This is a genomic window from Ochrobactrum sp. MYb379 (assembly GCF_037479515.1).
Classification (GTDB): domain Bacteria; phylum Pseudomonadota; class Alphaproteobacteria; order Rhizobiales; family Rhizobiaceae; genus Brucella.
Map to the genome: position 1 here is coordinate 65,023 of NZ_JBBGYW010000013.1, position 23,781 is coordinate 88,803.

A 23,781-nucleotide genomic window follows, 5' to 3' on the forward strand; every position below is an offset into this window, starting at 1 on the left:
CCGGGCATGGTGCAGCATACCGGCAAATCACGACCTCCGCGGAAGCCACCCTGAAGGCAGCCAGACGCGATCCCCCATGATTGCGATAAATGAAGTTCGCTTGTTTTGAGCGGACACCGTGAAAAGCGAAACAGAGACAGTTCCGACATGAGCAGCAATTTTTATCAGGAAACCGTTCTTGACGTTCACCACTGGACCGACAGGTTGTTTTCCTTCCGCACCACACGCGATCAGGGCCTGCGCTTCCAGAGCGGCCAGTTCATCATGATCGGCCTTGAAGTGAACGGCAAACCGCTGCTGCGCGCTTATTCGATTGCTTCCAGTGTCTATGACGAACAGCTCGAATTTTTCTCGATTAAAGTGCAGGATGGTCCGCTGACCTCGCGCTTGCAGCACCTGAAAGAAGGTGACAAGCTGATCGTTGGCAAAAAGCCGGTTGGCACGCTGCTTTATGACAATCTCATTCCGGGCGACAATCTGTGGCTGCTTTCGACCGGCACCGGCCTTGCGCCATTCCTGTCGATCATCCGCGATCTTGAAGCCTATGAGCGTTACAAGAAAATCATCCTCGTGCATGGCGTGCGCGAAGTGAACGAGCTGGCTTATGCCGATCTCATCACCAAAGAACTGCCAGAAGACGAATTCTTGGGCGAGATGGTGCGCGAGAAGCTCATTTATTATCCGACCGTGACGCGTGAAGAGTTCCGCAACAAGGGTCGCCTCACCGATCTGATCAGCTCAGGCAAGATTTTTGAAGATCTCGGCCTGCCGAAATTCTCCGAACAGGACGACCGGATGATGCTTTGTGGTAGTCCAGAAATGCTTGCCGACATGCGCGTCATTCTTGAAGGACTTGGCCTTGAAGAAGGCAGCCAGAGCGAAGCCGGTCACTTCGTGATCGAAAAGGCTTTCGTCGAAAAGTAAGAGCTGATCTATACGACGATGAAAGGGAGGCTCATGCCTCCCTTTGTTACTTTTGCACCTTGCCTTGTTCGGGATCGCTTTGAAATGCTGTTGAGACTGTTCGCCCTGATCATTGCTCTTGTTTGCCTCGCGCCCATAGCGAGCGCAGAAAGCTTCACCAGCAGCGGCGTCAGGAAGCTGCAAGTGATCGACCCGGTTGATCATCAACCGATGGATGCTGTGGTTTTCTACCCAAGCACAGACGAGGCAAAAGTCACAAAAATCGGCCCCTATCAGGTGGCAGCATCGCCCAATGCAATGATGGCAGAGGGGCAGTTTCCGCTGATCCTGCTGTCGCATGGCACGATGGGCAGCATGTGGGGGCATCACGATCTCGGCGCATCTCTTGCCCGCGATGGCTATGTCGTGGTCAGCCTGACCCATGCAGGCGATAACTTTGCCGATACCAGCCGGTTGGGCGCTATAAGCTCCACCTATGGCCGACCGATGCAGATTTCAGCAGCACTCTCCACAGCGCTGAACGATGCAGTACTTGCTCCGCATATCGACAAGAACCGTATCAGCTTTGTAGGTTTTTCGGCGGGTGGCACGACCGGGCTGATCCTTGCAGGGGCAAAGCCAGAGCTTTCGCGCTTTGAGGATTACTGCGCAAAACGCATCGGCGATAACAGCATCTGCGAAGCAGAGGGCAAGATCAGGATCGACCGCGCAGACCTCATACCACAAGCCGATCCGCGCATCAGCGCTTATGTCCTGATGGCACCGTTAAGCGTTGTCTTTCCGCCTGAAACGCTCAAATCAGTTACAGCACCCACACTCATCTATGTGGGTGATCAGGATAGCGAGTTATCGCCTGAGGACAATGCCATGGCGCTGGCGCCTGAACTCCCCAATGCAGAGTTGAAGATAATCAAGAAGGCCGGGCACTTCACCTTCCTCGCGCCCTGCTCCGAAGACCTTACAAAACTCGTTGCCGGATTCTGCATTGATAATCCGGGTGTTGTGAGAACCACGCTTCACGAGCGGATCAACGCGGAAATCGCGGCTTTCTTTGGCAAAAAGCTGAAGAAGCGGGATTAATCGCGTCGCAGCCTGATAATGATAACCACCTTGAAATGAAAATGCGCCTCAAACTCGGCACTGGCGGACCAAGTCCAACAATCCTTGGGAACTAGGATCACCACGATGATCGTTGTTCCAATGCAATGCCTGCCATCCGCAATCTCGCGCAGCTTCCACATTCAGCATCGTGTCGTCGATAAAAATGATATCAGCCGCATCAGCACCTGCACGTTTTTCGGCAGTTTTGAAAAAAGCAGGGTCGGGCTTTTTCACACCTAAAGCTGCGGAATAAATCATCCCGTCCACATGAGCCGCAAGGCCAAGATCCGACATGATGTAGGCCGCGCGCTCATGATCCTGATTGGTGGCAAGCCAAACTACGTGTCCATCGGCACGCAGCTTTTGACATGCCTGTAACACCGATTGATCGATATGGCTGTCATGGGTAAACCAATAATCTGCAAGCTGCTCGGCACTCACATCGGAGTTGATGTTTTTCAGGGCATCATCGAGAGATGGCATGAGTTCGGCATTTCCCAACTGGATCGCAGGCCAGTATTTTGCAAAAAAATGCAGCTTTAAATCAGCAGGCAAAATGCCGAGATCCGCTTCTAACGATGTAGTCCAGTGCTTTCCATCCGAAGGACGCCCTGAAATCAAAACACCGTCCACATCAAGCATAATCGTTTTCATCACACCTCTCCCTGATCTTCATTGCGCATCGCAAGCGATCGGCCTTTAAAGGAGGCATCTTCCGTCACATCAGCGCCAAACCATTCAGGTGGTTGAAATTGTCGTGCGGCTTCCATCGATGAAAACTCCACCTCAACCAGCAAAAGCGATGCAAGATCACCCGCAAAAACGTCGAGTTCAAAAGTCTGACCTTCAGGAAGGTCCCCGACATAGCGCGTCTTTTCAAAGCGTCGCGTAGCGGTTGCAGGCCAGAGCGCCTGAAACTGCGCCTCGCTGATCGCAACTTCATATTCTAGACGCTCAATCAAACCCTTTGATTTGAGGGTGAGAAAATGATCGGTCCCTTTACTGCGTAATCGAATTTCAACAGAGTCTTCAGCACGGGTAAAATAACCTTGCTGTATTTTCACCGCCTCAAGCTGCTCCAGCGGAGGCAATGTCGCCACCAGAAACTTTCGTTCGATTTCCAAGGGCTTATTCTCAATCATTAATACTGTCCGATTTCTAATGCTCGACGAAGGTCTTGGGAGAATCGGCGCAAAATAGCGATGCTATATTGCAGTTATGTAACGGCAACTGCGCTTAACCCGCATTATGAAACGATTACCACCATTCGCAGATCACACAAATTTCAACAAAAACATGATTGCTTTATTCATATATCCATGCAAATTATAAATGACTGACTATCAGTCAGTTAATATAATGATCTGGGAGGCCGGCTAATGTGTGCGTGCTGGCCTTTCAGGTTTTCGAGCGCATCACGAAAAGCAAGAAGCGGTTTTCGGAAAAGCTGCGCGTTACTGCAAAACTTAGAGTGTCGATCTCATGCAATCAGATCGAAACGCGCTCTAAGCCTCATAACCACGAGACATCGGTGCTTGCGACCGGATTGAACTGGCTCAAAACATGCAAGCGAGACCCTTGCATGCCGGTCAGCCAACAATTTTGGCCGCAGCGAGAGCGAGAATTCATGTTTCACAATACCGAACAGTGGCCTTATGTCGTCACGCTCGCCAAAGGCCCTTCGACAATCGAAGAGCTGCGCGCATTCTGTGAAAGCTGGAATGCATGGCTTGATGAAGGAAAGCCTTTCATTGCGATAAGGCGCTTTCTTGATGAAGATGCGCTTCAGCAGCCATACGGCGGAGCGCGCGAGATCAAGCAATGGTTTCAGCAAAATGCAGAGCGTATCCGCAATCAGGTCATGGGCATGATTAGCATTGTACCTGAATCCGTGTATGAGGAAGCAAGCCGCATGGATGCGGAAAAGCTGTTTCGCGTGCCCGCAGGCACATTCTCGAATGTCGACGCCGCCCTGCACTGGCTGGATGAACGGGTTGTTCGACCCAATCAGCTTGCTTTTGACAAGGCCGCAATCCGCGCAAAACTGGAAGCAGCCTGAAAACGGGAGTGAATGATTTGCCAGCAGCCACTAAGACAAAGCCCCGCACAAAACCGGCGGAAATTCGTCGCAGCGAGCTTATGTCGGCGGCTGAAACGATCTTTCTTGAAAAAGGGTTTGTGGCCACAAGCGTCGATGAAATCGTGCGCAAAGCTGACGTTGCCAAGGGCACCTTTTATCTGCACTTCCGCAGCAAAGACGACATTCTTGTCGCCTTACGCGAGCGCTTTATTGCCTTTTATTGCGAACGGCTCGACAGCGAGTTGAGCACCGTTCCAGCCAATGACTGGAACGGTCGCCTTACAGTCTGGGCAGGCACCGGCATTGCGACCTATCTCGACAATTATCGTCTGCACGATCTAGTTTTTCATGATTTTCATCCGCCAATGCGCCATGTCATGCAGGAAAATCCAGCAATCGTGCGGCTTGATCAGCTACTGAGTGATGGTAACGATGCAAACGCCTGGTCAATAGAAAACACGCGGCTTCTGGCCACGCTTCTATTTCATGCGCTGCATGGTGCGGTTGATGATTTCATCATCCGCTCCAACATCACTGACCGCGATGAAATGGTTCGCGGCGTGCAGGATCTATTTTTGAAAGCTGTCAGGTCGTAAGCGCGCTACTTCTTCACACCAAACACGTGTTCCGGCCCCGGAAACGTACGGGCGCGCACCTCTTGCGCATAGGCTTCAGCCGCATCGGAAATCTGCGGTGCAAGCTCTGTAAAGCGCTTGACGAAACGCGGCGTAAAATCCTGAAACAGACCCAGCATATCGTCTGAAACCAGAATCTGCCCGTCACAAGCGGGTGACGCGCCAATGCCAATTGTCGGGATCGCCAGATTTTGCGTGATCTCGCGGGCAAGTGGCTCGACAGTGCCTTCAATCACCAGCGCAAACGCACCCGCATCGGCAATAGCCTGTGCATCTTGACGGATGCGATTGGCTTCAGCATCGTCGCGTCCGAGTGAGCGAAAGCCACCAACTGTATTGACCTGCTGCGGCATCAGCCCAACATGGCCAAACACCGGGATGCCACGTTTGACGAGAAATTCGACCGTCTCGGCCATTTCCTCTCCGCCCTCAAGCTTGACACCATCGCAGCCGGTTTCCTGCATGATACGGGCAGCGCTGCGGAACGCCTGTTCTTTGGATTCCTGATAAGTGCCAAAAGGCAAATCGACAGTCACACAGGCATGGTCAACGCCACGCATGACCGCTTTTCCATGCGCGATCATCATGTCGAGCGTGACACCAAGTGTGGAATCCATACCGTAAAGCACCATTCCAACGGAGTCGCCCACCAGAAGCAAATCGCAATGCGGATCAAGCAATCGGGCAATCGGCGTGGTGTAAGCCGTGAGGCTGACAACCGGGCGTTCGCCCTTCATCGCCTGAATAGCCCTAGGCGAAAGGCGCTTTTTGTTAACAGTCGCACTCATTTCAGGCGGCCTTTTCCTGCGCAGATAATTCTATGACGCGATTATCGAGAAGACGCGTTGAGCCAAATCGCACGAAAAGTGCAACCAGAACCGGTCTGCCCTGCACCGACGTCAAACGCTCCAATGTGTCAGGATCGCGGAGTACAACCACCTCCGGGCTGGCAAGCGGCTCTGCTTCTATGAAAGCACGGATGGCGGCTTCAAGCGCTTCCGGGTCGTCTATGCCAGAGCGATAAAGCCGCTCTGCCTCATCAAGCGCCTTTGGCACGATGATAGCAGCAACACGTTGTTCAGGCGTCAGATAAACATTGCGGGATGAACAGGCAAGATTGTCATCGTCGCGCACAGTTTCGACACCCACCACGCGCACAGGGATCGCCATATCTTCGACCATGCGGCGGATGATGACGAGCTGCTGGAAGTCCTTCTCACCGAAGTAAGCAGCGTCTGAACCGACGATATTGAAAAGCTTGCTCACAACCGTTGCAACACCTGCAAAATGGCCGGGGCGAGCCTCGCCTTCCATCTGATTGCCGAGCGCTGGCACATCGACAACGGTTTGCATCGGGCGCGGGTACATATCCGACACCGCAGGGGCAAACAGGAAATCGACATTCGCGTTGCGCAAGAGGTTTGCATCGCGCTCAAGATCACGCGGATATTTGTCGAGGTCTTCGTTGGCACCAAATTGCAGCGGATTGACGAAGATCGAAACGACGGTGACATCGTTTTCCGCGCGCGAGCGGCGTACAAGCTCCAGATGCCCTTTGTGGAGATAACCCATGGTCGGCACGAGGCCGATGGATTTGCCGCTCTTGCGAGCCGCACCAAGTGCTTGTCGCAAGTCTTCAATTGTATGGACGATCTGCATGAGGGGCTTCCTGCCAACTGCCAGAGTTGGCCGTAGTCCTACAGCGCGCCTTCAAATATGACAACTGCACATTTGCCAATGCATAAGATGCAGCGCGGTTTAGTTTCCGACCGTGCCGCTGACTGTACTGCCTACCGTTCTGCCAAAGCGATCAATCTGCTCGTTGTAGGTCCGGCGTGTATTCGGATCGAAAACGGCGATCGGCGCGCTGACTACGAGTGAAGCAGCAGTACCCACGCCTTGTGCCGTACCGAGAGCCACAGCACCCAGACGCTCGCCAAGACCAATGTCGGAATCGGTGATGGTTTGGCCCGTGACGAGGCGCTGGCCGATCAACTGAACCACTTCCGGGCTTGATGCGAATTTGCCGTGATTGAGGCTATCGCCCGCTTTTAGCTGCGTGAGATCGATAACAGTAATTCCGGCCTGCTCGAGCTGTGACCTGTATGGCTCAACCGATGGATCAATCTGGCCAAGGCGGTCAACATTGCCCGAAATGAAGCGCGAAGCACGAAGCGCACGATCATCGCGGGATGTGAATAGCGTGAAGCGCGGATGCTCTTTGCCCATAGCGCGGAACTGCTTGTTGAACACATCCACATCAAGATCAGGGGACGCAAGAATAACGTCTGTGATCTTCCGATCTACGCGCTTATCCCGGATTGCCATCTGGCGCAGTGCTTCCACCGTCAGCCAGCTACCCATGGAATGCGCCATGATCGTTACGTCTTTGACGCGCGGATCATTCACGAGTTTGCGCAGCACCGTTTCCAGCGCATCGCGCGAATAATTGGTGCTTTCCTTGTCGTAATTATAATCAAACACACTGCCACGTGACGGCCATGTGAAAATCACAGGTGCCACTTCTGCGCCGGAATCATGCACGATCTGTGCGAAGCGATAGACCGAATCTTCAAATGTATTATTGAAGCCATGCACGAAAACCATCACGCGCCGTGATTTTGGCAGGCTATGATCAAGCCATTGTCGCGCGCCGGTTTCGGTATTGATCGCCTTCACTTCCACCGTCGCAAATTCTTTGAGCGGGTTCGGTGGCATTTTCTTAGGCCACTGCACTTCGCCAACTTTGCGATTTTTGTCCGGCGGAATGGAAACAACAATCTCGGTGAGGCTGATGTCCTGATCGCGCTCGCCGGAATAAAGCAGGCCTGGATTATCGGACGGCTTGCGGGTCGTGGCGACCATCAGGTCCACTTTTGACGCGCCCGGAACACTTTCTGTGATGGGAATAAGCACACCGTCGGGACGGCTGGCGCAACCCGCAAGGAGAGCAAGCATAACGAGCAATGCCGGGGCGGTATGACGAAAAATGCTCCGCAAAACTCAACTCTCCCAAAAGGACAAAACCCGAAACGCGCCCAATCGGGCAGATATGAAGGCACTATTCTTCAAGGGAGAGAATAAGCCAAGCGTTAAATATCGGGAGCTGTGGAAAGCCAGAACAATTGCGGCATCTCAGTTACACAAAAAGCACGAAAAAGGCCGCTATTTGCATAGCGGCCTTTTGGTTTTATCAGAGCTGTTCGGACAGCCAGTCGCGTGTGATACGAAGATCATCCTTTACAAGCCCATGACCGACACCCGGCAAACGACGACTATCAAGGCTGGCCTTGCCTTCATCTAACGCCTGTTCCAGAGGCCCAGACAAGCCACTATAGAGATCGTCAGCCCCACTCAAAAGCAACACCGACGTATCCGACAAGTCAGCTTTGGGAGCCTGTTCAAGCACCTCAATGCCGCGCAGCAACACCGCCTTACGCACAATGTGCGGGTGAAGCCGCATAAAGGCAGCAATCAGATTGGCACCATTGGAATAGCCAAGGAATGCCATTCGATCCGGGTCAAGACCATAGGATTTCACCGCACCGTGAATGAAAGCCTCGAATGCTTCAGATTCAGAACGAATGTCAGCCTGATCGAACCGATCCATCGTGATACGGCGGAACCAGCGCTGTGTGCCTTCTTCAATGCTGCGACCACGCACACCTAACAATGTGGCACGCGGTGCTACCTCATGGGCAAGCGGCATCAGATCATTTTCATTGCCGCCCGTTCCATGCAAAAGCACCAGCGTCGTTCCATCCGGATTTTCCGGCACATGAACACGATGCACGAAAGGCAAATCGCGATAGATCACCCGCTCCTCACCCGGCGCTGAGAATTGTGGCATGCGCATACGAATTGCAGCTTCCTGCTGCTCGTTACCCGGAGGCACAAACAGCGTCTGCCCAAGCGCATCAACCGGCTCGTCAATGGTAAAACCAGGGCCGTCGGTTGCAAGCTCGAACAAAGTGCCGCCCGGTTCGCGAACATAGAGCGAAGCAAAATATTTGCGGTCATGGACATTGGTTTCGCTGGAATTGAGCGAAGCTAATTCCTTCTCCACCCGTTCCACTTCGGCCATATCTGTTGCACGGAAAGCAACATGATCAGCAATGCCCGTGCCGGGAATACCCGGCCAGAAGCCTGTTGCATCACGCACATCAATCGCATCGCCTGAATCGGACACCAGACGATCGATATTGCCTTCCTTGGCGTGCGCACGGAAACCGAAATAACGCTCAACGAAGCTGACGGTCTGCTCTGGCTTTTCGGACAGGATCGTGGCCGAACGAATGCGGCGAACCGCATGCTCTGCTGGAACATCGCCCGAAACCCATGCATCATTGGCGGCAAGATCGCTGCCAACAAGCTTGACGATCACGCCATCAGGATCACGCAGTCGCAGCACTGGCTCGCCAAATTCCTGCACCGGACCTTCCGACTGCACATGATAGCGCAAGGCGCGCTCCAACCAGAAGCCAACAGAAGTGCGATCAATGGCAAGCGCAATTTCGCTGACCTGACCGTGACCGATGCGTCCGCGTGCACCATCTTCCCAGACGAGGAAGGTGATCAGCGAACCGGGCGTCCCGGAACGGTCGCCATAAAATAGATGCAACTGTTCAGCGTCTTCGAAGCCGCCTGTCTGTTTGACAATACGCAAGCCCAGAAAGCCCGCATAGAAATCGACATTGGCCTGAACCTTGCGCGTAATCATAGTCAAATGATGAATGCCGCTGGTCATAGTTCTAACTCCCGCATTTCTTGGCGGCAATGTCCTGATGGATTGGATTGCCGCAAAACTGATGTTGCAGGAGAGATAGTTCACATTTCCGCGATTGCCTATACGGTGACGCGGCAACGCACTGTCAACAAATAAGGGATTTTTTGGGGAAGTTTAAAAAAGAAAAAGGCCGCGCGGGAGGAGGATGCGCGGCCTGATCTTGAATACGGCTGGGAGGAGGAGTGCCGTATCCGTCATCGGGTTCTGGGAGGAGGAGTGAACCCGATGGCCAATGTTTACCCTGAGCCTCTTTATTCAACAACGGCCAATAACGCATAACAGTTATGCAAATACGCCGATGCTTAAGTTTGTTGCAAAATTACGAACATAAAAAACCTGCTCACAGAATGAGCAGGTCGAGAAAATTATTCTGCAAAAACAGTGTTTCAGAGAAGATGTGCGATGAAGGGCGCAGCCAGAACATTGACTAATCCGACGAGAACCATCACGAGACCGGCGATTGAGCCTTCTTCTCTGCCGATCTGATGCGCCTTGGCGACGCCTGCGCCATGCGCACCCATGCCAAACAGTGCGCCGCGCGCAAGCGTTGATCGCAGTGGCAACCAGTTGAGCATGAGTTCACCCAGTGCTGCACCAAACACGCCGGTAATAACCACAAAGATCGCCGTTAGATCAGGAGTGCCGCCAATGTCGCCGGAAACCGTCATGGCAAAAGGCGTACTCATCGAGCGCGGCATCAGGCTAAGACTGATCGCTTCATTAAGGCCAAGCAGATGCGCTAAACCCCATGCAGAGAGCATGGCAGACGAGCTGCCCATCACCACACCAACCAGCAGAACCGGCCAATAACGGCGAATGGTTGCACGCTGCTGATAGATCGGGATGGCGAAAGCAACCGTCGCAGGGCCAAGCAGCGCCACAAGCCAATGCGTTGCGCCAAAATAGCTGCGGTAATTTTCATTCATGCCAATAAGAAGCGCCATCAACAATAATGGCGTGACGGCAAGCGGCGTCAGCCACCACATAGGAAAGCGGCGATAAACGCGCTTTGCCGCCAGATAAAGCAGGATTGTGGCTGCCGACCAAAACAGCATCGCCACATAGGGGTTACTTAGCGGCATAACGCACACTCAGGCGGTAGCACATATCAACTGTCAGCGCAGTAACGGTCATGACGGTGAGTGTGCCAACCAGAATGACGGCCATGATCTTCACGCCGAGCATTCCAAGCAGTTCCTGATGCTCAAGGACGGCAAGCACGGCAGGCACAAAGAACAACAGCATTTCTGCCAGAAACCATTCAGCACCGCGCTTCATGCTGAACAGGCTAATGCGTCCGCTCAGAAGCAAAGCCAGAACCAGTGCCATGCCGACAATACCGCCCGGCAGCGGCAGGCCGACCAGGCGGACAAACGCTTCACCTGCCAGCCAGAAACCGAACAGTGTCGCAATCTGCATCATGCGGCTGTTGTGCAGCGCATAGCGAAAACGAACTGTCAGATTATGGGTGCTCATGGTCATGTTCCAATGCAGGTGTTGTGAATTCACTATAGGCGGAGCATCGCCATTCCAGAAATGAATTGATTTCATTGCAGCTATTCCATAATAGAATAGCTTATGAACTTACGTGGCTTTCAGGCTTTCGTGGAAGTGGTGCGCCAGGGCGGCTTTTCGGCTGCTGCCCGCACCATCAATGCCACCCAATCCACCGTCAGCAAGACGGTGCGTCAGCTCGAAGAAGAACTCGGGCTGATTCTGCTTGACCGTGAAGTTACCCCTCCCCGGCTGACAAATGCAGGCGAGATCGTCTATCGCCGGGCTATTGCCATGCTGACCGAAAAGGACGACATGCTGAGCGAGCTTGGCGAATTGCGCGGCTTGAAGCGCGGCCTTCTGCGGCTGGGCCTTCCGCCAATCGGTTCCAGCGTGTTGTTCGCCCCGGTCTTTGCAGCCTTTACCAAGCTTTACCCTGACATCGATATCCAACTTGTCGAGCATGGCAGCAAGCGCCTCGAAGAATTACTGCTAGCGGGCGACGTCGAACTGGCCGCATCGCTGTTGCCTGTTGAGGAAAGCTTCGAATGGCAGGCCGTCCGCTGCGAGCCGGTGGTCGCATTGCTTCCAGCCAATCACAGCTTCACCGATGATGGCGGCATTCCCTTGTCTGATATTGCCAGCCTGCCCTTCATTCTTTTTGAAAGCGGCTTTGCGCTCAATCATATCATTCTCGATGCATGCCATCAGCGTGGATTGTTTCCGCACGTGGCCGTGCGTTCCAGCCAGATCGATTTTATTGTCGAGCTGGTGGCCGCTGGCATGGGCATTGGCTTCTTGCCGCAAATGATCGCTGAACAACGCAAAAGCCCCGGCATCCGCATCCATCGTATCAGCGATGTGGAAATGAACTGGGACATGGCACTGGTCTGGCGCAAGGGTGCGTTTCTCTCGCATGCTGCAAGAGCATGGCTTGCGCTTTGCAAAGGCGAAAACAGCAGCGCCCAGACCTGACATCAAGACTTGAAAGCAAGCGCCACACGCCTATCTCGATAGATTATACCGACGTCAGTGAGCTTTGCTCAGCACACACCATAAGGCTTTAAGAGGAGGCCATCATGGAAGGTCAGGTCATATTCTACAAAGACGACAGGATCATTTACCGGCATCATGTTGAAGTGCACGACGATGATTATTCAAAGGGCGTCAACGATGCCCTCATCGCCTTTCAGCGCAACTATGCCGGTTTCGACCTTGCAGGCGATGACATTCACATCCGCTTCAAGAAGCCAGGTGAGGTTTAACGCCTAGAAAAGATCAGACGAAAGCAGCTTCGTGGGCGACACGGCGAATATCTGCGCGTGACAGACCGAGATCGGACAATTCGCGGTCGGTGCAACCGCTCAGCTCGCGCAGATTTTCGCGATACTGCATCCAACGGGAAAACTGAGTGCGAAGGTGGTTCATAATGGTATCCCCTTATGTTGAGCATCTTTTCAGTGCTGCATTTTTACCTTCCTCCCAAGATGAAGCTTCTGCCTTTTCAATCAGTTTGAGAAGTGCATAAACTGCATGGCTGCGTTGTCAGAACCTAGGCCCTGATGGTAAACAATCTCACGAAAGCCGTATGAGGACGCGACAAAAGTGATCAGAAAAAATGACCTCAACTGCGTGAGACATAGCTTCAAACGCATAATCGACGTAATTTGATTAAATCTGATTGTCTAAATTAACAGAACAAGATTTCCTAACATATGAATAAGACACTTTTTATTGTCGGGAACGGCCCGGTTGGCCGAGATATGTCGGCAGAAATCGATTCCGCTGACCTTGTTATTCGCTTTAACGAACCACGCGTTTCTCTGGGAATGACAGGCACAAAAACCGACATGCTGATGCTTGCGACATCGAGCAAGCAAATGGAAGAATGGATCAAAAATCCAAACTTCATCAATTCGGAAATTGTTCGCAATACGCCGGAGGTTTTGTTCGCCTTTCACCCAAGCATCATCAAACGGTTTCATCATCACCCGAATTTCCTGTCGCGCCTCAAAGGTCGCCGTGCAGATTGGACGAATGAAGCCATCGATTATTTCGGCCGCGCGGGAAAAAAGATTCGCATCATGCCATCACAGGACTACTTCTCGGTTTGCGACGAATTGGGAATTGGCGCTGATCGGATGAAAGAAGTGTTTCCAAGCACCGGATTCTTTGGCATCTGGCTCGCTTTGCGCAAATATTCACTACCCGACTGGGACATAAAGATCTGCGGCTTTAGTTGGGAAGGCTGGAAGCGTCACGATTGGGCGGCTGAACGCAAATGGATCGAAGAAAAGATCGCCTCGGGAGCCTTGATTAAAGCAGACTGATAAGAGCGACTTGCGCAAATTGAGCGCATAACAGATATAGAGGGCTATTCTAGCTCGCTTTACTTTATGCGCTCAGGTTCGACATGAATATCAAGGCCTTCATCATTCACTTGGCGCGCGCGAGCGATCGCAGGCCGCAAGTCGCAAAACTTGTCCAGGAACTGCCTGTTAAAACAGAAGTCATCGATGCCGTTGATAGCCGCACTTTGCCAGACGCAGACATAAAGCGCGTCTATAAGCGCAAGCTGCATGCCCCGCGCTACCCGTTTAAACTAAGCAAAAATGAGATCGCCTGTTTCTTATCGCATCGCAAAGCGTGGCAAGCGATTGTCGATCAGGGGCTCAATGCGGGCTTTGTCATTGAAGACGACATTGAACTGACCGATGTTTTCAATGCGGCCTTTCAGGCTGTCACCAATCATTTCGAGCCGGGCAGTTTTGTGCGCTTCACGTTCCGCGACCGCGAACAGGGTCGTGAAGTTTTCCGTAATGACCAACTCCGCATCATCATCCCAAACCCGATTGGGCTTGGCATGGTGGCGCAACTTGTCAGCTTTGATGCCGCTAAGAAACTCTTGGCTGCGACAGAGCAATTTGACCGCCCCGTTGATACGACAGTGCAAATGCGCTGGGTAACCGGATTACAGCCGCTTGCTGTCATTCCGGGTGGTGTCAAAGAAATCTCAGCACAGCTTGGCGGCACGACAATCCAGCACAAGAAATCCTTCAAAGACAAGCTTGCACGCGAAATACTGCGTCCGATTTACCGGATGCGTGTGCGCAACTTCTCTGCCAGATCGAAGTGAGAAACATGGCTGTTCCTGTTCTTCTTTATCATCAGATTGCGCCGCTGCCGCACAAGAAGGTTCCGTTTCGCGGGCTTTGGGTGCATCCCGACAAGTTCCGCAGCCAGTTGGCATGGCTGAAAAGGCTTGGCTATCAAGGCCTCTCGCTGCGTGATGCTATGCCCTATATCAAAGGCGAAAAGACCGGCAAGGTTGCAGTCATCACCTTTGATGACGGTTTTCTCAACAATTATGAGAATGCCCTGCCCGTGCTTTCGGAGTTTGGCTTTACCGCAACCAATTATTTTGTCGCAAATCAGGTGGGTGGCAGCAATGTCTGGGATAATGCGGTCGGCGTTCCGCTTTCGCCCTGCATGTCAGTTGCACAGATGCGCGAATGGGCGGCTCTTGGCCATGAAGTGGGTGCGCATACGCTTGATCACGTCAATCTCGAAAAAACACCCGATGACGAAGCCCGCCGTCAGATCGCGGAATGCAAGGCCAAACTTGAAGACATGCTCGGATCAGAAGTAACCAACTTCGCCTATCCTTATGGCGGCAACCTGCCGATCCATAGGGAAATGTGCCGTGAAGCGGGATATGAAACTGCAACAACAACAGTTCATGCACGCGCAAGGGCGACTGACGATTTTTTCGGCATGCCGCGGGTCTATGTTCGCCGCCGCGATTCAGCGCCAAAATTCATTTATCGTCTGATGACGCGTTAGAGCAGGTCGCATTTTTTCGTACCCACCGCCGCGGCTCCAGCGCGTCTTTTACAACGCATTTCATTATCAAAAATTAGCTCCCACTTTTTCGCAACATGCTAAAAAACCCTGCTATTTGTTTGATTTAGATCAATGCAGCTTCACGAAAACGTGGCAAATTGCCCATCATTGCGCCATGGACGCAGAGAAACAAAAGCGGTACTAGATCAATAACAAGGAGCGTTTAATGGACTATCGCCGGTTTTTTGAAGAAGCGATCGACCAGCTGCACGCCGAGAAACGTTACCGCGTTTTTGCTAATCTTGAACGCATTGTTGGACGTTTCCCCCGCGCTACCTGGCGTACCAATGGCACAGCACGTGAGATCACCGTTTGGTGCTCGAACGATTACTTGGGCATGGGGCATCATCCCGATGTTATCAAGGCTATGTGCGACACTGCCAATTCTACAGGTTCTGGCGCAGGTGGCACCCGCAATATTTCGGGCAACAATCACCCGCTCGTTGAGCTTGAAGCCGAACTTGCCGATCTGCATGGCAAAGAGGCTGGTCTCGTGTTCACATCTGGCTTTGTTTCCAACGAAGCTTCGATTTCGACCATAGCACGATTGCTGCCAAACTGTCTGATCCTTTCTGACGAGCTGAACCACGCTTCGATGATCGAAGGTGTGCGTCGTTCCGGTGCAGAGAAAAAGATTTTCCGTCACAATGACGTTGAGCATCTCGAACAGCTTTTGAAAACTGCGGACCATTCCCGCGCCAAGCTGATCGTGTTTGAATCCGTTTATTCGATGGATGGCGATATCGCGCCAATCGAAAAGATTGCCGATCTGGCCGATAAATATAACGCCATGACCTATATTGATGAGGTCCATGCAGTTGGCATGTATGGCGCACACGGCGGTGGCATCACCGAACGCGACGGCCTTGCAGATCGCATCGACATCATCGAAGGCACACTCGCCAAGGCATTCGGCGCTCTGGGTGGTTACATCACCGGATCACGTGCGATTATCGATGCCGTGCGCTCTTATGCACCGGGCTTCATCTTCACGACATCGCTGCCGCCAGCAGTCGCTGCTTCCGCCACCGCTGCAATCCGTCACCTCAAGACTTCACAGGTCGAGCGCGATGGTCAGCAGCGTCAGGCGCAGCGCGCCAAAGACGTTCTATCCGGTGCCGGTTTCCCGGTTATGCCTTCGGAAACCCATATCGTGCCAATTCTGGTTGGGGATCCGGAACTTTGCAAGAAAGCCAGCGACCGTCTGCTCGACGTGCATGGCATCTACATTCAGCCGATCAACTATCCGACTGTGCCGCGCGGCACAGAGCGTCTGCGCATCACGCCATCGCCGTTGCATGACGACGCACTAATTGATGGCCTGAAAGATGCGCTGCTCGAAGTGTGGAATACGCTCGGCATTCCATTTGCTGAGCCAGACGCACCAAAAGCAGCGAATTCGGACCGCATCATTCCGCTGATGGTTTCCAAAGCGGGCGGCTGATCAGTTCAGCAATAAAGCATCTAAAAAGGCCGGTTTTCACCGGCCTTTTTGCTTTCAGAGACCATTGATCCAGCGAACCAATCTTGCAGCAGCCTCATCGATTTGCTGCGGATCACGACAGAAGCAAAGACGGAAATAGCCCTCGCCGCCCACGCCAAATGCACTGCCGGGTGCAAGACCAACATTGGCATTATCGACCATATCGATTGCTGCTTTAACCGAATCCGTCACGCCATCAACGCCAAAGAACAGATAGAACGCGCCCTGCGGTGGCGTCAGGCGGACTTTGCCCGTTTCCTGCAAGGTCGCACACAAGCGATCCCGCGTTGAACGTGCGCGCTCAACCTGCATCGCAATAAATTCATCACCATGATCAAGGGCGGCTACCGCACCACGCTGCATAAACTGCGCCACGCCAGAATTGGAATATTGGATCATATTCTCAATTGCTGGCCCAATGGACGGATGCACATTCATCCAGCCCACGCGCCAGCCGGTCATCGCCCAGTTTTTTGAGAACGAATTGACGAAGATAATGCGATCATCCGACTCCATGATATCCATGAAGGAAGGGGCGCGACCACCGCCATAATAGAAGTGGGTGTAGATCTCGTCTGCAATAATCCAGATGCCCTTTTCGCGCGCGAGATTGAGAATATAGCGCAGGGTTTCAATATCGGCCGTCCAGCCAGTAGGATTGGATGGCGTATTGATGAAAAGAGCACGTGTACGTGGCGTAATGGCTGCCGCGATTTTTTCAGGGTCAAGCACCCAGCCATTCGCACCGAATTCGAGCTCGACAGGCACTGGAACAGCGCCGGACAGACCTGCTGCACCAACGAAATTAGGCCATGCCGGTGAAAGATAAATCGCTTCTTCGCCTGCACCCGTGGTCGCTGTCAGCGCCATTTCAATGGCGTGCATGCCAGAGCCGGTGACGTAGAAATTTTCGGCCTTGAACGGCTGTGGGAAATGACGTTCGTGATAACGAACCAGCGCTTCGCGCAGATCGGGAATACCAGCCTGCCATGTATAGAAGGTTTCGCCATCTGCTATGGCCTTCTGTGCAGCGTCACGAATAAAATCAGGTGTCGGCAGATCACCCTCACCCACCCAGAGAGGAATTATTCCCGGCTTGCCCCGGCCATGATTGGCGACAGCAACAATACCACTATCCGGTGCTTCAGCTGCTTCACGACGGAGATCAGTAAAAAGCGTCATTTGTTCCCACATAATTCAATTTTGATTGCTCCTGCTTAGCAAGGCGCAACCATGAAATCATGTGGTATTTTGTGATGATCCGATCATTCAAATTGATGGATCAAATAAAAACGGGGCCAAAAAGACCCCGTTCTAAATTAGCTATTTGAAAGCAATTAAGCTTTGCTCTGCTTTGCCAGAAGATCGCGGATTTCTGCGAGCAGAACTTCTTCACGCGGAAGCTCAGCAACAGCTTCTGGCTTTGCTTCTTCCTTCTTCTTAAGCTTGTTCATGCCCTTAACGACAAGGAACAGAACCCAGGCAATAATCATGAAGTTGATGAGCAAGGTGACGAAATTGCCGTACGCAATGGTTGCACCGGCTTCACGAGCTGCGGCAAGTGTTGGCCGTGGATCGCCAGCAAGCTGGATATACATATTGGAGAAGTCGATACCACCCGTCACCAAACCAATGATTGGCATAATGATGTCATTGACGATCGAGTTAACAAGGCCACCAAACGCGCCACCGATGATAACACCAATGGCCAAATCAACCATATTGCCCTTGAGAGCAAATTCTCTGAATTCTTTCAACATTAGTCTGTATCCCTCTCGAACACGAGCTTAACCGGGGCCGTCCTTGCTGCGGATAAGCATCGCCAGATAAAATCTTCGCTTCGAACGCTAGAGACCGGGAGGATCACCAAAGTTCTGTCCCTAGATTGTAGACTAAAACATTCAAAGAAAAGATGAACTTTCAAAATACATCGTTTAGAGGGGGCTTTTTTCGATTTTTCTAATGTTTAGGCAACTTGCGGCTTCAAATTAGCTGCTTTTCGCATCGTTTAAGTGGCGAATCGTTTGGTTGCCTCAATCAGCTCATGCATGATGCCCGGCTCAGTAACGGAATGTCCGCTGTCTTCAACGATCTTGAGATCGGCTTCCGGCCACATCTTTTTCAATTGCCAAGCATTGATAAATGGCGTGCAGATATCATAGCGGCCATGAACGATCACGCCCGGAATCTGGCGGATACGGTCAACATTACGAAGAAGCTGATCGTCACTTTCAAGGAAACCGCGGTTTTGGAAATAGTGGCATTCAATACGCGCGAAAGCGACAGCATAGAGGTCTTCACCAAAAGCCTCAACACGCGCAGGATCGGGCTGGACGGACAGCACAGAACCTTCCCACCGCGCCCATAAACGAGCGGCTGCCAACTGCACTTGCGGATCGCGATCCGTCAGACGCTTATAATAAGCCGCAATCATATCGCCGCGTTCTTCTTCCGGGATATGGTCCTGATAGGCTTCGAAATGATCCGGGAAAATAATGCTTGCGCCATTGGAATACATCCAGTCGACTTCAAAGCGACGCACCATGAAGATGCCGCGCAGAATCATATCCGACACGCGCTCTGGGTGCGTTTGGGAATAAGCGAGACCCAGTGTTGAACCCCACGAGCCGCCAAAGACCTGCCACTTATCGATACCGAGATGGGTGCGGATAAGCTCCATATCGGCCACGAGATCCCAAGTGGTATTCTCGCGCAGTTCTGCATGGGGCGTCGAACGCCCACAGCCGCGCTGATCGAATAGGATCATGCGATACTTTTCGGGATCGTGCAGACGACGCATAGCGGGCGTGATGCCACCGCCCGGACCGCCATGGATCATGATCACGGGTTTGCCATCAGGATTGCCGCATTGCTCAACATAGATACGATGCAAAGCCGACACTTGCAGCATCTCTTCCTTGAAGGGCACAATCTCCGGATATAGCGTATTGCGTGTCATGTAAGGCCTTTTCGTTTCCACCAAGGTCGCTGTTTCAAACCCAAAATTAGCGTATAATGCGGCCATAAGGGGGCAATGCGACATAAGTTCCGGCTAATTAGTGCTATTTTTAGTTGCGAGAGACGAAAAACGGCATAAAACGAAAGCGTTGCATGTCACCATGCATCGCTCGGGGAGGACTTTCAGAATGGCGTGCGAGGCTTATGCAGTTTATCATCGCTGACGATCATCCGCTTTTCAGGGGAGCGCTGAGACAGGTTCTGTCGAGCTTGCCGGAAGAAGCAACAGTCATTGAAGTCGGCGATTTCGATGCTGCAAAAAGGCTGGTCACGGATGGCGGCGACATTGATTTGTTGTTGCTTGATCTGACCATGCCGGGCGGCACCGGCCTGTCTGGTTTGGTGACACTGAAAGCGCTTGAACCCGCGCTGCCGATTATCATTGTCTCCGCAACTGACGACGCCACCACAATCCGCCATGCTATTGAGCTTGGCGCATCGGGCTTTATTTCCAAATCTGCCAGTATGGAAACCATTGGCGAGGCCGTGCATGCCGTGCTTGCTGGCGATATCTGGACACCATCCGATATTGATATTGATGAAGCGCGCGACCCTGAAATTGAAACGCTGATTGCCAAGATCAGGACGCTCACCCCACAGCAAACCCGTGTGCTGACCATGCTTGCGGAAGGTTTGCTCAACAAACAAATCGCCTATGAACTGAATGTCTCAGAAGCCACCGTCAAAGCGCATGTATCGGCTGTTTTGCAGAAGCTCGGCGTGGATAGTCGCACGCAGGCGGTCATTCTTCTCTCACGTATCGGCAGCGATGCGCTGACTATTGAGCCAAGCTAAGAACTTTATTCAGCGGCAGCGGAGCGCTGATGCAATGCGCTCGATAGAAGCGAGCGCAGAGCTGCCGGTCGCAATGGCTTATTGAGCACAGTGACAATCTCTTCTTCAGCACGCCTACGCACTTCCTTTGAGCGATCAGCAGTCAGAAGAATTGCCGGAACCTCGCTGCCGAAATTCTCGCGTGCAAAGCCAATCAGATCCAACCCGTTTTCATGATCGAGATGATAGTCGGCCACGATAATATCCGGTGGAACTTCGCGCTCAACGCAATAAACCTTCAGGCCTGAGCCGTTACGAAGCGTTGTGAGATTGCAGCCCCAACCACCCAGCAATGTTTCCATGCCGGCCAAAATATTCGCGTCATTGTCGATACACAGCACATCAAGGCCTGCTAGGCTCGATGAACGCTTGATGCCCTTACGATTAGCCACTTCCTCAACCGGCACTGCTTCGTAACTAACCGGAATACGAATAGCAAACACGCTACCCTTCCCAGATGTAGACGTGAAGGTCAGCGGCAGTTCAAGCATGCGCGCAATACGATCAACGATGGACAGGCCAAGACCCAAACCTTCGGCCTCTCGCATGCCTTCATCCAGACGCGTGAACTCGCGGAAAACCAGTTTCAGTTTCTGCTGGGGGATGCCGATGCCCGTATCCAGCACTTGCAATTCGATGAAATCACCTCTGCGGCGAACGCCGAATAGAATCCCGCCTTTGCGGCTATATTTGATCGCATTGGAAACCAAATTCTGAATGACACGGCGCAGCATATTACGGTCGGTCTTGACCACGATGCTCGACGGCACGGCGCGAAGTTTAAGTCCTTTCTTGCGCGCCATCGGCGTGAAGTCAGTCGCAATCTGGCTCAAAAGCCGGTCAAGGCGGAATACGGTTTCCTCGGGTTTCAACGCGCCTGTATCGAGCCGCGAAATATCGAGCACCATGCCCAGAATGGCCTCGACCGATTCAAGCGAACTGTCGATATTACGCGCAAGCTGGCTTGTTTCGGCACGACCAAGCTTTTCGGCCAATGCAGTACTATAAAGCCGTGCAGCATTGAGCGGTTGCAGGATGTCATGGCCTGCTGCTGCGAGAAAGCGCGTTTTGCCAAGATTGGCTTCTTCAGCAACGCTCTGCGCCTTGGCAAGTTTCTGATTGACCAGCGTTAGTTCTGCCGTCCGATCCACCACGCGTTGTTCAAGCACTTCTGCCTCGTGCTGGCGCATTTTGTCGGCTTCGACTTCGGCGGTGATATCCGTATAGGTCGCAACAAGACCACCATCGGGCATTGGGTTGGAGTTGATTTCCAACACCTTGCCGGTTGATTTCAGCGTCAATCGCCATGGCTTGCGCAAGGTTGCCAGCGACCGGATAGCGGCATTTTCTGCACTGGCGCTCAAGTCACCACTGCGTACCAGATGCTCGCCAATTTCAGATACCGGAATGCCGACCTGCATGACTTCGTCGGGCAGTTCAAGCAGCTTTCTAAACTGACGGTTCCAGCATGTGAGGCGCAAATCCTTATCAAGAACCGTGATACCCTGATCCATCTGATCGAGCGCGATTTGCAAGAGGTCGCGGTTTTGTTGCAGGGCAACCGAAGCATCATCGAGCAATTGCCGCGCATCGCGCGCGGAAGCATCATTGCGCTTAAACAACAGCGACAAAACCAGACGGGCCGATGAAGAACCAACAGCCGTGCCAAGTAGCTGCTCGGCATAACGGATCAGCGGCGTATCGACCATCATGCCGGGATCAAGCTTGCGCTGCTCACGCCCTTCAAAGCGGATGAAGGCGCGTTCTACGCGTTCAGCACCCAGATAGCGCGACATAGTGGCTTTGAGTTCTGCGACCGTGACGGTGGTACGCAAGCGTTTGAGCGTTGGTGCCGCAATCGAATAGCGGGGCAGAAAAATACTGGCCTGAATGCGCTCCAGTGGGGTGGAAGCCCGCGACAGCGAACCAAGAATATAAAACAGCGTGTTGGCGGCCAGGCTCCAAATCACGCCATGGGTCAACGGCAGTGCATCGGTGCCAAACAGGGCTTCGGGCCGCAGGGCGGTCAGACCGAGGAAGCCTTCACGCAAGATAGCTGCATTTTCCGGCGCGACCGTCGGCAGCAAAAGCGTATAGGCCCAGATTAAAAAGCCTGCCGAAAGGCCCAGCATCGCGCCGCGACCATTGGCATTGCGCCAGAACAACCCGCCGATGAAAGACGGCACAAACTGCGCGATGGCTGCAAAGGATATGAGGCCAATAGACGCCAGATGAATATTATTCGACGCCATGCGGTAATAGACAAAGGCCAGCGCCAGAATACCAACAATCGTCAGCCGCCTTGTGTTGAGAATGATCATGGTGAGATCACGCTGCTCGGTCGGGTGCCGCACAGCCAGTGTTCGAATGATCAATGGCAAGACCAGATGGTTGGAGATCATGATCGCCAATGCCACACAGGCAACAATCACCATCGCCGTTGCTGCCGACAAGCCTCCGAGAAACGCGACCAGCGCCAGCCAGTGTGCGCCAGCCGATAGCGGCAAAGCCAGCACATAAAGATCGCCACTCACCGTATTTCCGAGCGTCATCACGCCGATCAGCGCAATCGGAAATACGAAGATGTTGATCAGGATCAGATAGATCGGAAACAACCACGATGCCGTGCGCAGTTCTTTTTCGCTGCGGCTTTCAACGACTGTGACGTGGAACTGGCGCGGCAGCATGATGATGGCGGCTGCACTCAACATCGTATGCACAATCCAAGTGCCAATCGATGTTTCATAGTGGAATGCATCAAGGGCCGCTGGCGATTGTGAAATCTTGTCGATCAACTCACCGGGTGAGCCAAACAAGAAAAACGTACAGGCCAGACCAACCGTCAGAAATGCACAAAGCTTGATGACTGATTCGAGTGCAACAGCCAGAATAAGCCCGTTCTGGTGTTCGGTCGCATCAGTGTGCCGCGTACCAAACAGGATCGCGAAGACTGCAAGCACCGCTGCGACGGGTAATGAAATATCGCCAAATACAAAGGAAGACGGGTCAAAAGCTGAGCCGTAATGCTCCATGACCAGACCGACACTGCCCGAAACGGCTTTGAGTTGCAGCGCTATATAAGGAATGGAACCGACGGCAGCAATTGCCGTGGCAAGGGATGCTACGCCAAAGCTTTTGCCATAGCGAGCCGCCAGAAAGTCGGCAATCGAAGTGATATGTTCGGCCTTTGCCAGCCGCACAATATGGCGCAGCAGGCGGTTTCCGAGCGTGAAAACCAGAATGGGCCCGATATATATACCTAGGAACTCAAGCCCGCGTTGCGCCGACAGGCCAACCGAGCCGAAGAACGTCCACGAGGTGCAATAGACTGCAAGGCTCAGCGCATAAATATAGGGGCGCGGAGCAACGCTCCAGCGCGACGCACGTCTGTCACCAATGCTTGCCACAGCAAACAGCATCAACAGATACAGAAATGCGACGCCTATAATTCCCCAGCCCTGCATTGCCGGACTTTCCTCCCGTACTATTTAACCTCTATTGGAAAAACAGTATGAGGAAAGCA

At 52.8% G+C, this 23,781-nt stretch carries 24 protein-coding genes; 11 read left to right on the top strand and 13 right to left on the bottom strand.

Features of this window, described 5'->3' with window-relative positions; genetic code table 11:
* Positions 1–147: 147 nt before the first annotated feature.
* Positions 148–924: a ferredoxin--NADP reductase gene (locus WH356_RS18960; RefSeq protein WP_007873545.1), complete on the top strand. Its 777-nt coding sequence runs from the start codon at positions 148–150 to the stop codon at positions 922–924.
* A 33-nt stretch (positions 925–957) separates the two neighbouring features.
* Positions 958–2,004 carry an alpha/beta hydrolase family protein gene (locus WH356_RS18965; RefSeq protein WP_339513592.1) on the top strand — a complete coding sequence of 349 codons (1,047 nt, stop codon included), beginning with the start codon at positions 958–960 and terminating at the stop codon, positions 2,002–2,004.
* Positions 2,005–2,052: 48 nt separating this feature from the next.
* Here WH356_RS18965 and WH356_RS18970 read toward each other — a convergent pair whose 3' ends face one another.
* Positions 2,053–2,679: an HAD family hydrolase gene (locus tag WH356_RS18970; protein WP_339513593.1), complete on the bottom strand. Its 627-nt coding sequence runs from the start codon at positions 2,677–2,679 to the stop codon at positions 2,053–2,055.
* Positions 2,679–3,167 carry a CYTH domain-containing protein gene (locus WH356_RS18975; protein ID WP_339513595.1) on the bottom strand — a complete coding sequence of 163 codons (489 nt, stop codon included), beginning with the start codon at positions 3,165–3,167 and terminating at the stop codon, positions 2,679–2,681. The genes WH356_RS18970 and WH356_RS18975 overlap by 1 nt, the downstream gene beginning before the upstream one ends.
* A gap of 485 nt (positions 3,168–3,652) precedes the next feature.
* Here WH356_RS18975 and WH356_RS18980 point away from each other — a divergent pair, with 485 nt between their 5' ends.
* Positions 3,653–4,084 (top strand): hypothetical protein, encoded by a 432-nt coding sequence (locus tag WH356_RS18980; RefSeq protein ID WP_339513597.1) that lies wholly within the window; start codon positions 3,653–3,655, stop codon positions 4,082–4,084.
* Positions 4,085–4,092: 8 nt separating this feature from the next.
* Entirely contained in the window at positions 4,093–4,701 is a 609-nt protein-coding gene (locus tag WH356_RS18985) for a TetR/AcrR family transcriptional regulator (protein ID WP_339513599.1), read from the top strand.
* 5 nt (positions 4,702–4,706) lie between these two features.
* Here WH356_RS18985 and panB read toward each other — a convergent pair whose 3' ends face one another.
* From panB to WH356_RS19015, 6 genes are all read right to left on the bottom strand, one after another.
* On the bottom strand, positions 4,707–5,528 hold the full coding sequence (gene panB, locus WH356_RS18990; protein ID WP_339513601.1) for a 3-methyl-2-oxobutanoate hydroxymethyltransferase: 822 nt from the start codon (positions 5,526–5,528) through the stop codon (positions 4,707–4,709).
* A 1-nt stretch (position 5,529) separates the two neighbouring features.
* Entirely contained in the window at positions 5,530–6,399 is an 870-nt protein-coding gene (panC, locus tag WH356_RS18995) for a pantoate--beta-alanine ligase (RefSeq protein WP_339513604.1), read from the bottom strand.
* A 99-nt stretch (positions 6,400–6,498) separates the two neighbouring features.
* Positions 6,499–7,698 carry an alpha/beta hydrolase gene (locus tag WH356_RS19000; protein WP_339513666.1) on the bottom strand — a complete coding sequence of 400 codons (1,200 nt, stop codon included), beginning with the start codon at positions 7,696–7,698 and terminating at the stop codon, positions 6,499–6,501.
* 235 nt (positions 7,699–7,933) lie between these two features.
* Positions 7,934–9,487 (bottom strand): VOC family protein, encoded by a 1,554-nt coding sequence (locus tag WH356_RS19005; protein ID WP_339513606.1) that lies wholly within the window; start codon positions 9,485–9,487, stop codon positions 7,934–7,936.
* Positions 9,488–9,912: 425 nt separating this feature from the next.
* Positions 9,913–10,608 carry an LrgB family protein gene (locus WH356_RS19010; RefSeq protein WP_310010904.1) on the bottom strand — a complete coding sequence of 232 codons (696 nt, stop codon included), beginning with the start codon at positions 10,606–10,608 and terminating at the stop codon, positions 9,913–9,915.
* Positions 10,595–11,002, bottom strand: coding sequence for a CidA/LrgA family protein (locus WH356_RS19015; protein WP_339513608.1), 408 nt, complete (start codon positions 11,000–11,002; stop codon positions 10,595–10,597). Before WH356_RS19015 ends, WH356_RS19010 begins: the two co-directional genes overlap by 14 nt.
* Before the next feature lie 102 nt (positions 11,003–11,104).
* Between WH356_RS19015 and WH356_RS19020 the strand changes: the two genes are divergently transcribed.
* Complete coding sequence (locus WH356_RS19020; RefSeq protein ID WP_339513610.1) at positions 11,105–11,995, top strand: LysR substrate-binding domain-containing protein; 891 nt, start codon at positions 11,105–11,107, stop codon at positions 11,993–11,995.
* A gap of 104 nt (positions 11,996–12,099) precedes the next feature.
* Positions 12,100–12,285 carry a hypothetical protein gene (locus tag WH356_RS19025; RefSeq protein ID WP_007873529.1) on the top strand — a complete coding sequence of 62 codons (186 nt, stop codon included), beginning with the start codon at positions 12,100–12,102 and terminating at the stop codon, positions 12,283–12,285.
* A 13-nt stretch (positions 12,286–12,298) separates the two neighbouring features.
* On the opposite strand, the gene WH356_RS19030 is transcribed toward WH356_RS19025, so the two are convergent.
* Positions 12,299–12,448, bottom strand: a complete 150-nt coding sequence (locus WH356_RS19030; protein ID WP_339513612.1) for a DUF1127 domain-containing protein — start codon at positions 12,446–12,448, stop codon at positions 12,299–12,301.
* A 287-nt stretch (positions 12,449–12,735) separates the two neighbouring features.
* Here WH356_RS19030 and WH356_RS19035 point away from each other — a divergent pair, with 287 nt between their 5' ends.
* The 4 genes from WH356_RS19035 to hemA all read left to right on the top strand — a co-directional run bounded on the left by WH356_RS19035 (position 12,736) and on the right by hemA (position 16,367).
* A complete protein-coding gene (locus WH356_RS19035) occupies positions 12,736–13,350 on the top strand; it encodes a glycosyltransferase family 29 protein (protein ID WP_310010907.1) in 615 nt (204 codons plus the stop codon).
* 83 nt (positions 13,351–13,433) lie between these two features.
* Positions 13,434–14,156: a glycosyltransferase family 25 protein gene (locus WH356_RS19040; RefSeq protein WP_339513614.1), complete on the top strand. Its 723-nt coding sequence runs from the start codon at positions 13,434–13,436 to the stop codon at positions 14,154–14,156.
* A gap of 5 nt (positions 14,157–14,161) precedes the next feature.
* Positions 14,162–14,863 carry a polysaccharide deacetylase family protein gene (locus tag WH356_RS19045; protein WP_339513616.1) on the top strand — a complete coding sequence of 234 codons (702 nt, stop codon included), beginning with the start codon at positions 14,162–14,164 and terminating at the stop codon, positions 14,861–14,863.
* A 226-nt stretch (positions 14,864–15,089) separates the two neighbouring features.
* On the top strand, positions 15,090–16,367 hold the full coding sequence (gene hemA / locus WH356_RS19050) for a 5-aminolevulinate synthase (protein WP_339513618.1): 1,278 nt from the start codon (positions 15,090–15,092) through the stop codon (positions 16,365–16,367).
* Between the two features lie 54 nt (positions 16,368–16,421).
* Here the strand turns inward: hemA and WH356_RS19055 are convergent, their stop codons facing one another.
* From WH356_RS19055 to pip, 3 genes are all read right to left on the bottom strand, one after another.
* A complete protein-coding gene (locus WH356_RS19055; RefSeq protein ID WP_339513620.1) occupies positions 16,422–17,588 on the bottom strand; it encodes a pyridoxal phosphate-dependent aminotransferase in 1,167 nt (388 codons plus the stop codon).
* 155 nt (positions 17,589–17,743) lie between these two features.
* Positions 17,744–18,166 (bottom strand): large conductance mechanosensitive channel protein MscL, encoded by a 423-nt coding sequence (mscL, locus tag WH356_RS19060; RefSeq protein WP_339513622.1) that lies wholly within the window; start codon positions 18,164–18,166, stop codon positions 17,744–17,746.
* A gap of 248 nt (positions 18,167–18,414) precedes the next feature.
* Positions 18,415–19,365 carry a prolyl aminopeptidase gene (pip, locus tag WH356_RS19065; protein ID WP_339513624.1) on the bottom strand — a complete coding sequence of 317 codons (951 nt, stop codon included), beginning with the start codon at positions 19,363–19,365 and terminating at the stop codon, positions 18,415–18,417.
* Positions 19,366–19,568: 203 nt separating this feature from the next.
* On the opposite strand from pip, the gene WH356_RS19070 reads away from it, so the two are divergent.
* Positions 19,569–20,219, top strand: coding sequence for a response regulator transcription factor (locus tag WH356_RS19070; RefSeq protein ID WP_339513626.1), 651 nt, complete (start codon positions 19,569–19,571; stop codon positions 20,217–20,219).
* A gap of 5 nt (positions 20,220–20,224) precedes the next feature.
* Here WH356_RS19070 and WH356_RS19075 read toward each other — a convergent pair whose 3' ends face one another.
* Positions 20,225–23,722: a PAS domain-containing hybrid sensor histidine kinase/response regulator gene (locus tag WH356_RS19075; protein ID WP_339513628.1), complete on the bottom strand. Its 3,498-nt coding sequence runs from the start codon at positions 23,720–23,722 to the stop codon at positions 20,225–20,227.
* Positions 23,723–23,781: the final 59 nt, after the last annotated feature.

Bases quoted from the DNA above. Each gene is read 5' to 3' on its own strand.
- hemA (WP_339513618.1), top strand. From the start codon at position 15,090: ATGGACTATCGCCGGTTTTTTGAAGAAGCGATCGACCAGCTGCACGCC.
- WH356_RS18975 (WP_339513595.1), bottom strand. From the start codon at position 3,167: ATGATTGAGAATAAGCCCTTGGAAATCGAACGAAAGTTTCTGGTGGCG.
- WH356_RS19010 (WP_310010904.1), bottom strand. From the start codon at position 10,608: ATGCCGCTAAGTAACCCCTATGTGGCGATGCTGTTTTGGTCGGCAGCC.
- WH356_RS19045 (WP_339513616.1), top strand. From the start codon at position 14,162: ATGGCTGTTCCTGTTCTTCTTTATCATCAGATTGCGCCGCTGCCGCAC.
- panB (WP_339513601.1), bottom strand. From the start codon at position 5,528: ATGAGTGCGACTGTTAACAAAAAGCGCCTTTCGCCTAGGGCTATTCAG.
- panC (WP_339513604.1), bottom strand. From the start codon at position 6,399: ATGCAGATCGTCCATACAATTGAAGACTTGCGACAAGCACTTGGTGCG.
- WH356_RS19015 (WP_339513608.1), bottom strand. From the start codon at position 11,002: ATGAGCACCCATAATCTGACAGTTCGTTTTCGCTATGCGCTGCACAAC.
- WH356_RS19025 (WP_007873529.1), top strand. From the start codon at position 12,100: ATGGAAGGTCAGGTCATATTCTACAAAGACGACAGGATCATTTACCGG.
- WH356_RS19055 (WP_339513620.1), bottom strand. From the start codon at position 17,588: ATGACGCTTTTTACTGATCTCCGTCGTGAAGCAGCTGAAGCACCGGAT.
- WH356_RS19075 (WP_339513628.1), bottom strand. From the start codon at position 23,722: ATGCAGGGCTGGGGAATTATAGGCGTCGCATTTCTGTATCTGTTGATG.
- WH356_RS19000 (WP_339513666.1), bottom strand. From the start codon at position 7,698: ATGCTTGCTCTCCTTGCGGGTTGCGCCAGCCGTCCCGACGGTGTGCTT.
- WH356_RS18980 (WP_339513597.1), top strand. From the start codon at position 3,653: ATGTTTCACAATACCGAACAGTGGCCTTATGTCGTCACGCTCGCCAAA.
- WH356_RS19005 (WP_339513606.1), bottom strand. From the start codon at position 9,487: ATGACCAGCGGCATTCATCATTTGACTATGATTACGCGCAAGGTTCAG.
- WH356_RS19035 (WP_310010907.1), top strand. From the start codon at position 12,736: ATGAATAAGACACTTTTTATTGTCGGGAACGGCCCGGTTGGCCGAGAT.
- WH356_RS19040 (WP_339513614.1), top strand. From the start codon at position 13,434: ATGAATATCAAGGCCTTCATCATTCACTTGGCGCGCGCGAGCGATCGC.
- WH356_RS19020 (WP_339513610.1), top strand. From the start codon at position 11,105: ATGAACTTACGTGGCTTTCAGGCTTTCGTGGAAGTGGTGCGCCAGGGC.
- WH356_RS18970 (WP_339513593.1), bottom strand. From the start codon at position 2,679: ATGAAAACGATTATGCTTGATGTGGACGGTGTTTTGATTTCAGGGCGT.
- WH356_RS19030 (WP_339513612.1), bottom strand. From the start codon at position 12,448: ATGAACCACCTTCGCACTCAGTTTTCCCGTTGGATGCAGTATCGCGAA.
- WH356_RS19070 (WP_339513626.1), top strand. From the start codon at position 19,569: ATGCAGTTTATCATCGCTGACGATCATCCGCTTTTCAGGGGAGCGCTG.
- WH356_RS18965 (WP_339513592.1), top strand. From the start codon at position 958: ATGCCTCCCTTTGTTACTTTTGCACCTTGCCTTGTTCGGGATCGCTTT.
- pip (WP_339513624.1), bottom strand. From the start codon at position 19,365: ATGACACGCAATACGCTATATCCGGAGATTGTGCCCTTCAAGGAAGAG.
- WH356_RS18960 (WP_007873545.1), top strand. From the start codon at position 148: ATGAGCAGCAATTTTTATCAGGAAACCGTTCTTGACGTTCACCACTGG.
- mscL (WP_339513622.1), bottom strand. From the start codon at position 18,166: ATGTTGAAAGAATTCAGAGAATTTGCTCTCAAGGGCAATATGGTTGAT.